The organism is Streptococcus sp. 4155, assembly GCF_013276695.1.
In the GTDB taxonomy this organism is placed as follows: Bacteria; Bacillota; Bacilli; order Lactobacillales; family Streptococcaceae; genus Streptococcus; species Streptococcus pseudopneumoniae.
In genome coordinates this window covers 12528-27365 of sequence record NZ_VMLM01000010.1, presented here as the reverse complement: position 1 = coordinate 27365, position 14838 = coordinate 12528, and the positions used below count along the sequence as shown (strand labels likewise).

Annotated in this window: 14 protein-coding genes and 2 pseudogenes; 15 read left to right on the top strand and 1 reads right to left on the bottom strand. The window is 39.2% G+C overall.

Translation table 11 applies throughout. From position 1 onward, the window contains the following. The first annotated feature begins 45 nt into the window (after positions 1-45). The 13 genes and pseudogenes from HT715_RS01550 (at position 46) to ciaH (ending at position 10660) form a co-directional block, all read left to right on the top strand. Entirely contained in the window at positions 46-186 is a 141-nt protein-coding gene (locus HT715_RS01550) for a hypothetical protein (protein WP_171043178.1), read from the top strand. A gap of 120 nt (positions 187-306) precedes the next feature. Beyond that, positions 307-627, top strand: a complete 321-nt coding sequence (locus HT715_RS01545) for a PadR family transcriptional regulator (protein WP_000665422.1) — start codon at positions 307-309, stop codon at positions 625-627. Between the two features lie 3 nt (positions 628-630). Then, positions 631-1446 (top strand): hypothetical protein, encoded by an 816-nt coding sequence (locus HT715_RS01540; protein ID WP_138701312.1) that lies wholly within the window; start codon positions 631-633, stop codon positions 1444-1446. A 74-nt stretch (positions 1447-1520) separates the two neighbouring features. Beyond that, a pseudogene (locus HT715_RS01535) lies at positions 1521-2446 on the top strand (aldo/keto reductase). A 99-nt stretch (positions 2447-2545) separates the two neighbouring features. Continuing rightward, positions 2546-2782: a DUF2829 domain-containing protein gene (locus HT715_RS01530; protein WP_000141913.1), complete on the top strand. Its 237-nt coding sequence runs from the start codon at positions 2546-2548 to the stop codon at positions 2780-2782. Then, positions 2775-3473: a 3-oxoacyl-ACP reductase gene (locus HT715_RS01525; RefSeq protein WP_000198454.1), complete on the top strand. Its 699-nt coding sequence runs from the start codon at positions 2775-2777 to the stop codon at positions 3471-3473. The genes HT715_RS01530 and HT715_RS01525 overlap by 8 nt, the downstream gene beginning before the upstream one ends. A 9-nt stretch (positions 3474-3482) precedes the next feature. Further along, a pseudogene (locus HT715_RS01520) lies at positions 3483-3825 on the top strand (DNA mismatch repair protein MutT). 7 nt (positions 3826-3832) lie between these two features. After that, positions 3833-4561 carry a GNAT family N-acetyltransferase gene (locus tag HT715_RS01515; RefSeq protein ID WP_138707431.1) on the top strand — a complete coding sequence of 243 codons (729 nt, stop codon included), beginning with the start codon at positions 3833-3835 and terminating at the stop codon, positions 4559-4561. Positions 4562-4599: 38 nt separating this feature from the next. Further along, on the top strand, positions 4600-5469 hold the full coding sequence (locus tag HT715_RS01510) for a putative PEP-binding protein (protein WP_050085458.1): 870 nt from the start codon (positions 4600-4602) through the stop codon (positions 5467-5469). Beyond that, a complete protein-coding gene (locus tag HT715_RS01505; RefSeq protein ID WP_001813258.1) occupies positions 5444-5884 on the top strand; it encodes an ASCH domain-containing protein in 441 nt (146 codons plus the stop codon). The genes HT715_RS01510 and HT715_RS01505 overlap by 26 nt, the downstream gene beginning before the upstream one ends. A gap of 122 nt (positions 5885-6006) precedes the next feature. Further along, the gene (locus tag HT715_RS01500; RefSeq protein WP_001149115.1) at positions 6007-8553 is read left to right on the top strand and encodes a M1 family metallopeptidase; all 2547 of its coding nucleotides are present in this window, start codon (positions 6007-6009) and stop codon (positions 8551-8553) included. Between the two features lie 108 nt (positions 8554-8661). Beyond that, the gene (ciaR, locus tag HT715_RS01495) at positions 8662-9336 is read left to right on the top strand and encodes a two-component system response regulator CiaR (protein ID WP_000590639.1); all 675 of its coding nucleotides are present in this window, start codon (positions 8662-8664) and stop codon (positions 9334-9336) included. Further along, the gene (ciaH, locus tag HT715_RS01490) at positions 9326-10660 is read left to right on the top strand and encodes a two-component system sensor histidine kinase CiaH (RefSeq protein ID WP_138707432.1); all 1335 of its coding nucleotides are present in this window, start codon (positions 9326-9328) and stop codon (positions 10658-10660) included. Before ciaR ends, ciaH begins: the two co-directional genes overlap by 11 nt. Before the next feature lie 169 nt (positions 10661-10829). On the opposite strand, the gene HT715_RS01485 is transcribed toward ciaH, so the two are convergent. Further along, positions 10830-11117, bottom strand: a complete 288-nt coding sequence (locus tag HT715_RS01485) for a DUF3270 domain-containing protein (RefSeq protein ID WP_023933508.1) — start codon at positions 11115-11117, stop codon at positions 10830-10832. 139 nt (positions 11118-11256) lie between these two features. On the opposite strand from HT715_RS01485, the gene HT715_RS01480 reads away from it, so the two are divergent. Together HT715_RS01480 and HT715_RS01475 are read left to right on the top strand one after the other, a co-directional pair. After that, the gene (locus HT715_RS01480) at positions 11257-12186 is read left to right on the top strand and encodes a peptidase U32 family protein (RefSeq protein ID WP_138707433.1); all 930 of its coding nucleotides are present in this window, start codon (positions 11257-11259) and stop codon (positions 12184-12186) included. A gap of 199 nt (positions 12187-12385) precedes the next feature. Continuing rightward, positions 12386-14836 carry a bifunctional DnaQ family exonuclease/ATP-dependent helicase gene (locus tag HT715_RS01475; protein WP_138707434.1) on the top strand — a complete coding sequence of 817 codons (2451 nt, stop codon included), beginning with the start codon at positions 12386-12388 and terminating at the stop codon, positions 14834-14836. Positions 14837-14838: the final 2 nt, after the last annotated feature.

Below are 14838 nucleotides of genomic sequence, written 5' to 3'. Positions count from 1 at the left end.
TTGCTTTTTGAAAATGATTGAGTATCAAAGCACTGTTTTGAGGTTGTGGATAGAACTGACGAAGTCAGCTCAAAGCACTGCTTAGAGGTTGTAGATAGAACTGACGAAGTCAGCTCAAAACACTGTTTTGAGGTTGTAGATAAGACTGACGAAGTCAGTCACATATATACACTAAGGCGACGCTGACGTTGTTTGAAGAGATTTTCGAAGAGTATTAACTATTATGCTTTACAAACTAGTGTGAAAGTGGTATATTATAGATGAAGTTACTAGTAGGTATTACAAAATAGATAGAAGGGGGAAGGGATGAAGGAAACTCAACTATTAAAAGGTGTTCTTGAAGGTTGTGTCTTGGATATGATTGGTCAAAAAGAGCGGTATGGTTATGAGTTGGTTCAGACTTTGCGAGAGGCTGGATTTGACACTATCGTTCCAGGAACTATTTATCCTTTATTACAAAAGTTAGAAAAAAATCAATGGATAAGAGGTGACATGCGCCCGTCGCCAGATGGTCCAGATAGGAAGTATTTTTCGTTAACTAAAGAAGGAGAAGAGCGTGTTTCAGTCTTTTGGCAACAATGGGATGATTTGAGTCAAAAAGTAGAAGGAATTAAGAATGGAGGATAAACCATGAAGAAAATGAAGTATTACGAAGAAACAAGCGCTTTGTTACATCAGTTTTCTGAGGAGAATCAAAAGTATTTTGAGGAACTGTGGGATAGTTTTAATCTTGCTGGATTTCTCTATGATGAGGACTATCTCAGAGAGCAGATTTATTTGATGATGTTAGATTTTTCAGAAGCAGAACGAGATGGCATGAGTGCAGAGGATTATTTAGGTAAGAATCCTAAAAAATTAATGAAAGAGATGCTCAAGGAAGCACCACGCAGTTCGGTCAAAGAGTCCTTTTTAACACCAATTCTTGTCCTAGCGGTATTACGTTACTATCATCTACTGGGTGATTTTTCTAAAGGTCCTCTCTTAACAGTCAATTTGCTCACGTTTTTAGGGCAACTTCTTCTTTTTCTAGTTGGCTTTGGGCTTGTGGCTACAATCTTACGTTGGAGCTTAGTCCAAGATTCTTCTAAAATGAAAATTGGCACCTATATTGTCGTTGGAAGTCTTGTTCTGCTAGTCGTTCTAGGATATGTAGGAATAGGAAGTTTTGTACAAGAAGGAGCATTTTATCTTCCTGCTCCCTGGGATAGTTTCCTTGTCTTTACGCTTTCTCTAGTCATCAGTATTTGGAATTGGAAAGAAGCGGTCTTTCGTCCCTTTGTCAGTATGATTATTGCCCATCTTGTGGTAGGTTCTCTGCTTCGTTACTATGAGTGGATGGGAATTTCAAATGTTTTTCTTACAAAAGTTATTCCTTTAGCTGTCCTCTTTATTGGAATCTTTGTCTTGTTCCGTGGGTTTAAGAAGATAAAATGGAGTGAAATATAGTCAAAAAGCCGTTGCAAAGCGGTTTTTTGTTATAATGAAGGGAAGAATATTAGAAATTTAAGGAGAAAAATTTGATGAGATACATAACTCTTGGTCAAGATGACAAAGAATTATCAAAAATTGTTCTCGGAATGATGAGAATAGAAGATAAGTCTGTAAAAGAAGTTGAAGAACTGGTAGAAACAGCACTGTCTGTTGGAATCAATGCTTTTGACTTGGCTGATATTTATGGTCGTGGTCGTTGTGAAGAACTGTTAGGTCTTGTCCTAAAAATCGTCCAGATTTAAGAGAAAAGATGTGGATTCAGTCCAAATGTGGCATTCGCATAGAAGAATTTACCTATTTTGATTTTTCTAAGGACTATATTATAAAATCAGTAGACGGTATTTTGCAAAGATTGCAGGTTGAGTATTTAGATAGCTTGCTTCTTCATCGACCAGATGCTTTGATGGAATCTGACCAAGTAGCAGAAGCCTTTGATTTCCTTTATAAACAAGGTAAGGTTCGAGATTTTGGAGTTTCTAATCAAAATCCTATGATGATGGAGTTACTTAAAAAAGATGTCAAGCAACCGTTAGCTGTTAATCAGCTACAATTGAGTGCGGCTTTTACTCCAGGATTCGAATCAGGTTTTCATGTTAATATGGAAGATAGTCAAGCAGCTATGCGAGATGGCAGCATTTTTGAATATTGCCAATTACACGATGTGGTCATTCAAGCATGGTCTGTTTTACAATTCGGGTATTTTAGAGGGAATTTTGTTGGAAATGAGAAATTTCAAGCTTTAAATCAAGTACTTGATCGTTTAGCTATTAAATATGGAGTAACCTCTTCAACTATTGCTATTTCTTGGATATTGCGTTATCCAGCAAAAATGCAGGCAGTCGTAGGTACCACAAATCCTAATCACTTGAGAGAAGTTAGCCAAGCGGCAAACTTTAGCTTAACAAGAAAAGAATGGTATGAAATTTATCTTGCAGCAGGGAATAATTTGCCGTAAGTAGAAGCAGATGTAAATAAATCACAGTCAAAAAGCCGTTGCAAAGCGGTTTTTTTGTTATAATGAAGGGAAGAATTATTGATTTTAAAGGAGAATAACATGACTTTTGAAGAAATCCTGCCTGGGTTAAAGGCTAAGAAAAAATATGTACGAACTGGTTGGGGAGGTGCTGAAAACTATGTCCAACTTTTTGACACTATCGAGCAAAATGGGGTTGCACTTGAAGTGACGCCCTACTTCCTAATCAACGTTTCTGGCGAAGGAGAAGGTTTTTCCATGTGGAGTCCGACACCTTGTGATGTTTTGGCGACGGATTGGGTAGAAGTGCATGACTAGACGCGTATTGATTACGGGAGTAAGTTCAGGGATTGGTCTGGCTCAGGCTCGACTCTTTTTAGAGAAGGGCTATCAAGTTTATGGAGTTGACCAAGGTGAAAATCTACTCTTAGAGGGTGATTTTCACTTTTTACAGAGAGATTTGACCTTGGACTTGGAACCTATTTTTGACTGGTGTCCTCAGGTTGAGGTTTTGTGCAATACTGCTGGAGTTTTGGATGATTACAAACCACTGTTGGAACAATCAGTGCAGGAAATTCAGGAGATTTTTGAAATCAACTACGTTACTCCAGTAGAGTTGACTCGGTATTATTTGACACAAATGCTAGAGAATAAAAAAGGAATCATCATCAATATGTGCTCCATTGCTTCTAGCCTAGCAGGTGGAGGTGGTCACGCCTATACTTCATCTAAGCATGCCTTGGCTGGATTTACCAAGCAGTTGGCTCTAGATTATGCAGAAGCTGGGATTCAGGTCTTTGGTATCGCTCCAGGAGCAGTCAAGACGGCTATGACCGCTGCGGATTTTGAGCCAGGAGGCTTAGCTGACTGGGTGGCTAGTGAAACACCAATCAAGCGCTGGATTGAACCAGAGGAAATAGCAGAGCTTAGCCTTTGCTTAGCTAGTGGAAAAGCAAGCGCCATGCAAGGACAAATCTTGACAATAGATGGCGGCTGGTCTTTGAAGTAGGAGGATCTGATGGAAGTCAAAAGACACTTTGGAGTCTACGCTGTTTGCTTAGAAAATGGGAAGCTACTCTAATCCTCGAATCTACGATGTTTTCGTCAGAGAAGAGTTAACAAATTTTATGGTTCACCATGTCATGGCCTTGTATGATGTAGAAATGAATGAGAGTGCACCTCAAGTTACGACTTCGGAAGCTGTGTCTGATGGTGCGAATGATTCACTTGGATATATTTGGATGGATATTCAAGAGATTACAGAAGAAAATGTATCGCCATTAGTCTTGAAGGTTAAGTCTGAATTATTAGGACTTCCAGAACTGGACAAGACTTCTTACATGAATTGGAAGGTGAAGTAGGAGGATAATGGAACTATTTAAAACATGGAAGAAAAATATGGTTCTCTATGGTCTTAAATCTCAAATTGGAACTGTCTACCGAAACAATGATAGGACAACAAGCTTTTATGATGTTGGGAATTTTCTATACCTAGCAGGGGAGTTGGATTCCAGATTTTGGGAAGATTTTGTTAGAAAATATGGTTTAGATTATAAGATTATTATTTCAGAAAATACTAATTGGCAAGATTTTCTGCATCGAAAAGTGGGGCTAAATTCTTTTACTCGCTATTCTTTTAAAGATAAGGCAAATTTTCAAGTTAAATTTCTAAATGATCTAGTTACTCATTTAGAGGAAGATTACAATATTGTGCCTATTGATAATCATATTTATAACTGCTTTTCTACGGAAGAATGGTCACAGGATTTACAGGGGGATTTTGAGTCTTATCAGGATTTTGTTTTAAAAGGTGGATTTGGCTTTGTGATTCTTAAAAATAATGAACTGATTGCTGGGATTTCCTCAGGGTTAGTTTACCGTGAAGCAGTTGAAGTGGAAGTTGCAACTAGACCAAACGAACAAGGAAATGGATTTGCTAAAAAGCTTGGTGCTGCAATGATTCTAGAGAGTTTAAATAGAGATATGTTTCCACTTTGGGATGCTCATAACGAGGCTTCCAAAAAAGTAGCAGAATTTTTAGGATATGAGTTAGCTGAACCTTATGAAGCTTTTGAACTAGAGGAAAATTTCATATAATTATATATGATATTGTATCTTTTAAGATGAGGTGAATGATGAGAAATCAACTTGCCCTTAGTGGCGAAAAAATTCTTGAAAAAATTTATCCTCAACTATTTCACCACGTCGGCATGATTCGTGGGGAATATTTGTTGAGAGAGCTTAATCAAAACATCATATTAGCAAGTTGTCAGCAATTTGTAAAAGATTATCTAGAGACTATCTGCTCCCTGTACTCAGATGAAGAAGTTTGGTATCGTTTTTCTGAATTAACGAATACAGAAGCCAATTGTTTAGTGGGGACTAGAGAGTTTTTTGACGAAGGGCATCCCTTGTTTGGCTATAGAGGAACCAGGCGTTTACTGGCGTGTTTGGATGAATTTCAGGCTGAAGCACATGTCGTTACAGAAGTTTATCAAACCAACCCCAATCTATCTCTTATCTTTCCTTTTGTCAATGATGACGACCAATTAAAACAAGCTATTACAGTATTGCGTCAGCAGGGTTTTACTGGGAAAGTCGGAACGATGATTGAATTACCGTCAGCGTATTTTGACTTATCTAGTATACTGGAAACGGGCATTTCAAAGATTGTAGTTGGAATGAATGATTTGACTTCCTTTGTTTTTGCGACTATGAGAAACAGTCAATGGCATGATATGGAAAGTCCAATAATGTTAGATATGCTAAGAGATATGCAGGATAAAGCAAGAAAGAACAAGATTGATTTTGCTGTAGCAGGCTATCTGAATACTTCTTTCATACAAAAAATGAATCAGTTGGGTATCAAGTGCATTATCCACTACAGTTCTATTCCAGAGATTTTTGATTTAGAGATTGACCATCCAGATCATCTTAAACACATAAAAGAAGAAAGTAAAAAATTACAAAGGAGTACCCATGATACCGCAAGAAATGTGGAATAAATACAAGCAAATCAATCCTTTGATCGGAGATGAAATCGATGCTTGGGCTTTTGGAGTTGAACCAGATCTTTTAGCGGATTTGGTGTTTAAAGGAGAAAAGACAGCAACAGCATCAGCCTATGACCTCTATGTACTAGAAGACGAACCACTTCCCCAAGTAGGGACCTTCGATATCATTTTAGATAGTCAAAATCAGTCTGTCTGCATTGTCGAAATTACAAAGGTTTCTGTTGAACTCTTCAATCAAGTTTCTGCGCAACATGCCTTTAAGGAAGGTGAGGGAGACAAATCACTTGCCTATTGGCGCCAGGTTCATGAGGACTTTTTCACAGACTGTTTGGGTGAAGTAGGGCTGACTTTTACATCTGAAAGCAAGGTTGTTTTAGAAGAATTTCGCAAGGTCTACCCACTGTAGACTATTAGAAGGAAGAAAGTTTTGGAAATCGCTGTCCAATCCTTTTTTTTCAAGCAAAATATGATATAATAAGTTTGTTTGAAGAAGAGCAGCAGCTCTTAAACTTAGAATAGGAGAAAACTATGCAAGCAGTTGAACATTTTATTAAGCAATTTGTTCCTGAACATTATGATTTATTTTTAGATTTGAGTCGTGAGACCAAGACTTTTTCTGGGAAAGTGACCATCACTGGTCAAGCACAGAGTGACCGCATCTCCCTCCACCAAAAAGACTTGGAAATCACCTCTGTAGAAGTTGCAGGTCAAGCTCGTCCATTTACAGTTGACCATGACAATGAAGCCCTTCATATCGAATTGGCTGAGGCTGGTCAAGTTGAATTGGTTCTTGCCTTTTCTGGTAAAATTACAGACAACATGACAGGGATTTACCCTTCTTATTATACAGTTGATGGAGTCAAGAAGGAGGTCTTGTCTACTCAGTTCGAGAGCCATTTTGCGCGCGAAGCTTTCCCATGTGTGGATGAGCCTGAAGCCAAAGCAACTTTTGACCTCTCTCTTCGCTTTGACCAAGCAGAAGGTGAATTGGCCTTGTCAAACATGCCAGAAATCGATGTTGAAAACCGTAAGGAAACAGGTATCTGGAAGTTTGAGACAACACCTCGCATGTCTTCTTACTTGTTGGCCTTTGTTGCTGGTGATTTGCAAGGGGTGACCGCTAAAACTAAAAATGGTACCCTGGTAGGTGTCTACTCAACCAAAGCACATCCACTTTCAAATCTTGATTTCTCACTGGATATCGCTGTTCGCTCTATCGAGTTTTACGAAGATTACTATGGAGTTAAGTATCCAATTCCTCAATCTCTCCACATCGCCCTTCCTGACTTCTCAGCTGGTGCTATGGAAAACTGGGGTCTTGTGACCTACCGTGAAGTTTACTTGGTTGTCGATGAGAACTCTACATTTGCTAGCCGTCAACAAGTTGCCCTTGTTGTGGCCCATGAATTGGCTCACCAATGGTTTGGGAACCTCGTGACTATGAAATGGTGGGATGACCTTTGGCTCAATGAAAGTTTCGCTAATATGATGGAATACGTCTGTGTGGATACCATCGAACCAAGCTGGAATATCTTTGAAGATTTCCAAACAGGTGGAGTACCTCTTGCTCTTGAACGTGACGCTACTGATGGCGTTCAGTCTGTCCACGTCGAAGTTAAACATCCAGATGAAATCAATACACTCTTTGACGGCGCTATCGTCTATGCCAAAGGAAGCCGTCTCATGCACATGCTTCGCCGTTGGCTAGGAGATGCTGATTTTGCTAAAGGTTTGCATGCCTACTTTGAAAAACACCAATACAGCAACACCATTGGTAGTGACCTTTGGGATGCCCTTGGTCAAGCGTCAGGACGTGATGTCGCAGCCTTCATGGATTCTTGGTTGGAACAGCCTGGTTACCCAGTTCTTACTGTCAAAGTTGAAAATGATGTCTTGAAGATTTCACAAAAACAATTCTTCATCGGTGAGAACGAAGACAAGAACCGTCTCTGGGTGGTGCCCCTCAATAGCAACTGGAAAGGCTTGCCTGATACACTCGAAACTGAAAGTATCGAAATCCCTGGCTACGCAGCTCTTCTTGCTGAAAATGAAGGAGCTCTTCGTCTCAACACTGAAAATACTGCCCACTATATTACCGACTATCAAGGAGACTTGTTAGAAGCTGTTCTTGCTGAGCTAGAGACACTTGATAACACAAGCAAACTGCAAATTGTTCAAGAACGTCGTTTGTTGGCTGAGGCAGGGCACATTTCTTATGCAGACTTGCTTCCAGTTCTTGATAAACTTGCTAAGGAAGAGTCTTATCTGGTGGTTTCAGCTGTTTCTCAAGTGATTTCAGCCCTTGAGCGCTTTATTGATGAAGGAACGGATGCTGAAACAGCCTTCAAAGGACTGGTTGCTAAATTGGCTCGTCATAACTATGACCGTCTTGGTTTTGAAGCTAAAGACGGAGAATCAGATGAGGATGAATTGGTTCGTCAGCTGGCTGTTTCGATGATGATTCGCTCAAATGATGCAGAAGCTCGTCAAGTCGCTAGCCAAATCTTCGCAACACACAAGGAGAATCTTGCAGAACTCCCAGCAGCTATTCGTTCACAAGTTCTGATTAATGAGATGAAACATCATGAGACTAAAGACTTGTTAGCACTTTATCTTGATACTTATACTCACGCAACAGATGCTGTCTTTAAACGCCAGTTGGCAGCAGCTCTTGCATACAGTACAGATGCGGATAATATCCAAAACTTGATTACTTCTTGGAAGGACAAATTTGTGGTCAAACCACAGGACTTGTCTGCTTGGTATTACCAATTCCTAGCTCATCAAGCAACTCAGAAAACAGCTTGGTCTTGGGCGCGTGAAAACTGGGCTTGGATTAAGGCAGCCCTTGGAGGAGATATGAGCTTTGATAGCTTTGTTATCCTTCCTGCTCATGTATTTAAGACTCAGCAACGCTTGGCGGAATACAAGGAGTTCTTTGAGCCGCAACTTTCTGACCTTGCTCTTAGCCGTAACATCGGTATGGGAATCAAGGAAATTGCAGCACGTGTTGACTTGATTAGCCGTGAAAAAGCTGCAGTCGAAGCAGTTGTTCTTCAATACGGAAATGCATAAATAAGCCTAAAATAAAAAGAAAACTCAGCTATCTCATGTAAAATGCAGGGAGTTGAGTTTTTTTTAAGGCAAATTTGGTATAATGGTTCTAATAAGGAGGAGTTTCTCATGATAAAAATCTTATTGGTTGAGGATGACCTAGGCCTGTCAAATTCAGTATTTGACTTTTTAGACGATTTTGCGGATGTCATGCAGGTATTTGATGGGGAAGAAGGTCTCTACGAAGCTGAAAGTGGCGTCTATGACTTGATTTTGCTCGATTTGATGTTACCTGAAAAAAATGGTTTCCAAGTCTTGAAAGAATTGCGTGAAAAGGGGATTACGACTCCAGTTCTGATTATGACTGCCAAGGAAAGTTTGGATGACAAGGGACATGGATTTGAACTGGGAGCGGATGATTATCTGACCAAACCTTTCTACCTAGAAGAACTTAAAATGCGGATTCAAGCGCTTCTCAAACGTTCAGGCAAGTTTAATGAAAATACCTTGACTTATGGAAATATTGTGGTTAATTTGTCAACCAATACCGTTAAAGTCGAAGATACTCCTGTCGAATTACTGGGGAAAGAGTTCGATTTATTAGTTTATTTCCTTCAAAATCAAAATGTTATTTTGCCTAAGACTCAGATTTTTGATCGTCTATGGGGATTTGATAGTGACACAACGATTTCGGTTGTCGAAGTTTATGTTTCAAAAGTCCGTAAGAAATTAAAAGGAACCACTTTTGCAGAGAATTTGCAAACCTTGCGCAGTGTTGGGTATATTTTAAAAGATGTTCAGTAAACTAAAAAAAACATGGTATGCGGATGACTTTAGTTATTTTATCCGTAACTTTGGTGTCTTCACTCTGATTTTTTCCACCATGACTCTGATTATTTTGCAGGTCATGCATTCGAGTCTCTATACTTCGGTGGATGATAAGCTCCACGGTCTGAGTGAAAATCCTCAGGCAGTTATTCAGCTTGCGGTAAATAGGGCAACTGAAGAGATTAAAGATTTAGAGAATGCGGCTACAGATACTAGTAAGACTGAGGTGAAACCCAATGTCAGTTCTAACACAGAAGTCATTCTTTTTGATAAGAATTTTACCCAGCTCCTTTCTGGAAATCGATTTTTGGGATTGGATAAGATTAAGTTAGAGAAAAAAGAACTAGGCCATATCTACCAGATTCAGGTTTTTAATAGCTATGGACAAGAAGAAATCTATCGCATGATCTTGATGGAAACGAATATCAGTTCAGTTTCAACCAATATCAAGTATGCTGCTGTCTTGATAAATACCAGTCAGTTGGAGCAGGCTAGTCAAAAGCATGAGCAATTGATTGTGGTTGTGATGGCAAGTTTCTGGATTCTGTCTTTGCTTGCCAGTCTCTATCTAGCTAGGGTCAGTGTTCGGCCCCTGCTTGAGAGCATGCAGAAGCAGCAGTCCTTTGTGGAAAATGCCAGTCATGAGTTACGAACTCCACTTGCTGTTTTGCAAAATCGCTTAGAAACCCTTTTCCGTAAGCCAGAAGCTACCATTATGGATGTGAGCGAAAGTATTGCATCTAGTTTGGAAGAAGTCCGAAATATGCGGTTTTTGACGACAAACTTGTTGAATTTAGCACGTAGAGATGATGGGATTAAGCCAGAACTTGGAGAAGTTCCAACTAGTTTTTTCAATACGACTTTCACAAATTATGAGATGATTGCTTCGGAAAATGACCGTGTCTTCCGTTTTGAAAATCGTATTCATCGCACGATTGTCACAGACCAGCTTCTTCTGAAACAACTGATGACCATTCTCTTTGATAATGCTGTCAAGTATACTGAAGAGGATGGTGAAATTGATTTTGTGATTTCAGCGACTGATCGTAATCTGTATTTACTGGTTTCGGATAACGGAGTTGGTATTTCCGCAGAAGATAAGAAGAAAATTTTTGACCGCTTTTATCGAGTGGACAAAGCTAGAACTCGTCAAAAAGGTGGCTTTGGTTTAGGATTATCTCTAGCCAAGCAGATTGTAGATGCCTTAAAAGGAACCATTACTGTTAAAGATAATAAACCAAAAGGAACAATCTTTGAAGTGAAGATTGCCATCCACACACCATCGAAAAAGAAAAAATAAAAAGAGTCTGGGGCAAAAGTCTAACCTTAAATATAAAAAGCGAACAAAACAAGTTATCTGACACTCAGAATTCTGTTTTGTTCGCTTTTTTGTCTAATCTATCGATTTTAAAAACTTATAATAAAGAATTCCTAAAATCAAAATCCTTTTGTCCCAGACTCTTTTGGATTTATTTTCTACGTTTTCGTTTGATAATAGACCGTTGAACTTTTAAAACAAGTAAGCTGGATCCGATTGCTGCGGCAAAGGCAAGAGCAGTTGATAATTTTAATGCTAAAAAGATAAAACTAAAGATAGCAATACAGATACAAAAAACAGCGATATTAACAAAAAATAAAATTTCTTTGAGATTGCTATCAGCTTGTGCTTCAGGTGCATAAGCTTGATAATGAGGAAGTTGCTGGTTTAATTCTTCTTGATAGTCTACCTCATAGGATTGTAATTTTCTTACGGGCATGATTCTCTCCTTAACAGTACATACCTATTTTATCATTTTTTCGGCAGAGAATTATTACAGAAAGGTTACAAAAAGAATAAAGTCCCTTTTCATTTTCAAAGCATGGCTGATTTGCTAGAAATGTGGTATAGTTTTTCCTATGGAAAAGATTATCATTACAGCAACTGCTGAAAATATTGAACAAGTTAAACAATTGCTTGAGGCTGGCGTAGACCGTATCTATGTCGGTGAGAAAGATTTTGGCCTTCGTCTGCCAACAACCTTTAGTCATGACCAATTGCGTGAAATCGCTAAGCTGGTTCATGATGCTGGTAAGGAATTGATTGTTGCGGTCAACGCCCTTATGCACCAAGATATGATGGACCGTATCAAGCCTTTCCTTGATTTCTTGGAAGAAATCAAGACAGACTACATTACGATTGGGGATGCAGGTGTCTTTTATGTGGTCAATCGCGATGGTTATTCATTTAAGACTATCTACGATGCTTCAACCATGGTAACTAGCAGTCGTCAGATTAACTTCTGGGGACAAAAGGCTGGCGCATCTGAGGCTGTTTTGGCGCGTGAAATTCCATCAGCTGAACTTTTCAAAATGCCAGAGATTTTGGAAATTCCTGCTGAAGTTTTGATGTACGGTGCTAGTGTCATCCATCATTCTAAACGTCCGCTCTTGCAAAACTATTATAACTTTACGCACATCGATGATGAAAAGACTCGCAAGCGTGACCTCTTCTTGGCTGAACCAAGTGACCCAGAGAGCCATTACTCTATCTTTGAAGACAATCATGGAACCCACATCTTTGCCAATAACGACCTTGATTTGATGACCAAATTGACAGAATTGGTGGAGCATGGCTTTACTCACTGGAAATTAGAAGGTCTCTATACACCTGGTCAGAACTTTGTTGAGATTGCAAAACTCTTTATCCAAGCGCGTAGCTTGATCCAAGAGGGCAACTTTAGCCATGACCAAGCCTTCTTGCTGGATGAGGAAGTACGCAAGTTACACCCTAAAAACCGTTTCCTTGATACAGGATTTTATGATTACGATCCTGATATGGTTAAATAAAGTAAATGATTCGTTGAGAGAAGGAAGATGCAAACATTTCTTCTCTCAATTTTTCGTATTTCTTCACTATTTTACAAAAATCAGCAGGCTAGAATGCTCTATTCGATGGGATTTTTAAGAAAAGTAGTGTTCTTGAGTTTGAAAATTATCCTATGTTTGCAGGTGCCAAATGGCCCTTTTTTTGGTATAATTTTTTATAATGAAAACGATTGGTAATCGCTATGTTGTGGTTGATTTAGAGGCAACTAGCACAGGTAGTAAGGCTAAAATTATCCAAGTGGGAATTGTTGTGATTGAGGATGGAAAAATCGTCGATCACTATACGACGGATGTCAATCCACACGAACCTTTGGATGCTCATATTAAAGAATTGACAGGGCTAACTGACAAACGTCTGGCGCAAGCACCTGATTTTTCGCAAGTTGCTAGAAAAATCTTTGACTTGGTGGAGGATGGGATTTTTGTAGCCCATAATGTTCAGTTTGATGCCAATCTCTTGGCGGAAAATTTATTTTTTGAAGGCTATGAACTAAGAAATCCTCGTGTTGACACGGTCGAATTGACTCAGGTTTTTTTCCCTGAACTGGAAAAATATAGTTTGCCGATATTGTGTCGAGAATTAGGAATTCCTCTAAAACATGCTCACACAGCCCTTTCAGATGCCCAAGCTACAGCGGAATTACTTCTTTTTTTACGAAAAAAGATGGCCCAGCTTCCTAAAGGTCTCTTGGAACGCTTGCTGGAAATGGCTGACGCTCTCTTATATGAGTCCTACTTGGTTATTGAGGAAATTTATCGCAACCAATCTATCCTGACTTCTCCAGACTTGGTCCAAGTTCAAGGGCTATATTTCAAGAAAACTGGAGCTCCCCTGGAGTCACGAAAACTATCTCAGGATTTTTCTAAAAATATTTCTCTGTTGAACCTTGAAGTGAGGGAGGAGCAAGAAAGTTTTGCTAAAGAGGTTGGCTTGCTATTGAAAGATGAGCCTGTCTCTCTGATTCAAGCACCGACAGGGATTGGGAAAACCTATGGCTATCTCTTACCCGCTTTATCTCAAGCCAAAGAGCGACAAATTGTCCTTAGTGTTCCGACAAAGATTCTTCAAAATCAGATCATGGAAGAAGAAGGTAAACGTCTTAAGGAAGTGTTCCATATAGATATTCATAGTTTAAAGGGACCACACAATTATCTGAAGTTGGATGCCTTTTATCGTTCCTTGCAGGAAAATGATGAAAATCGCTTATTTAGACGCTTTAAAATGCAACTCTTGGTCTGGCTGACAGAGACAGAAACGGGGGATTTGGATGAAATTGGTCAACTCTACCGTTACCAACATTTTCTAACAGATCTTCGTCATGACGGGAATTTATCATCTCAGAGCTTATTTGTAACGGAAGATTTTTGGAAACGTAGTCAAGAAAGGGCACAAAACTGTAAGCTTTTAGTGACCAATCATGCCTATCTTGTAACCAGACTGGAAGATAATCCTGAATTTGTCAGCGACCGTTTATTGATTATTGATGAAGTTCAAAAGATTTTGTTGGCTCTAGAAAATCTGCTTCAAGAAACCTACGATATCCAGTCTATTATCGATTTGCTTGATAAGGCTTTACTGGAGGAGCAAAATAAGGTCCAACAACGAATACTAGAAAGTATTCGCTTTGAGTGCCTTTACTTGATTGAACAATTTCAGTCTGGAAAATCTAGGAAAAATATCTTAGATTCTCTTGCCAATCTCCACCAGTATTTTTCAGAACTAGAAGTAGAAGGCTTTGAGGAGCTGGTTCGCTATTTTATAGCTGACCGAGATTACTGGCTTGAAGCAATTGAAACGAGTCAAAAGAAAATTCAGATTTCTTCTACGAAATCAGGCCGTATTCTTCTATCTTCCTTAGTGCCTGATTCATGTCAAGTCTTGGGAGTGTCGGCCACTCTTGAGATTAGTCAAAGAGTTTCTTTGGCAGACCTGTTAGGCTATCCCGAAGCTAAATTTGTTAAGATTGAAGCTGGTAAAAAACAGGATCAAGAAGTGGTCTTGGTCAAAGATTTTCCCCTGGTAACAGAAACCTCCTTAGAAGTTTATGCCAAGGAGATAGCTGATTTACTGATGGATCTTCAAGCTTTCCAACAACCGATTTTGGCTCTCTTTACTGCCAAAGACATGCTTCTAGCAGTATCAAATTTACTCCCTGTAAGTCATTTAGCCCAGTATAAAAATGGCGATGTTCATCAGCTTAAGAAACGCTTTGAAAAAGGAGAACAACAAATCTTGCTTGGTGCAGCAAGTTTCTGGGAGGGAGTTGATTTTTCAAGCCATCCTTTTGTGATTCAAGTTGTACCAAGACTTCCTTTCCAAAATCCTCAAGAGCCCTTGACGAAAAAGATCAATCAGGAACTAATTCAAGAATGGAAAAATGCCTTTTATGATTATCAATTGCCAATGGCCATTATTCGTTTAAAACAGGCTTTGGGAAGAAGTATGAGACGTGAACACCAACGTTCCTTAACCCTCATTCTGGATAGAAGAATCGTCGGAAAACGATACGGCAAGCAAATAGTGACTTCTCTAGCAAAAGAAGCGACTGTTAAAACCATCTCTCGATCCGAAGTTGACGAGGCTATTGATAGATTTTTTAATGAACTTTGATA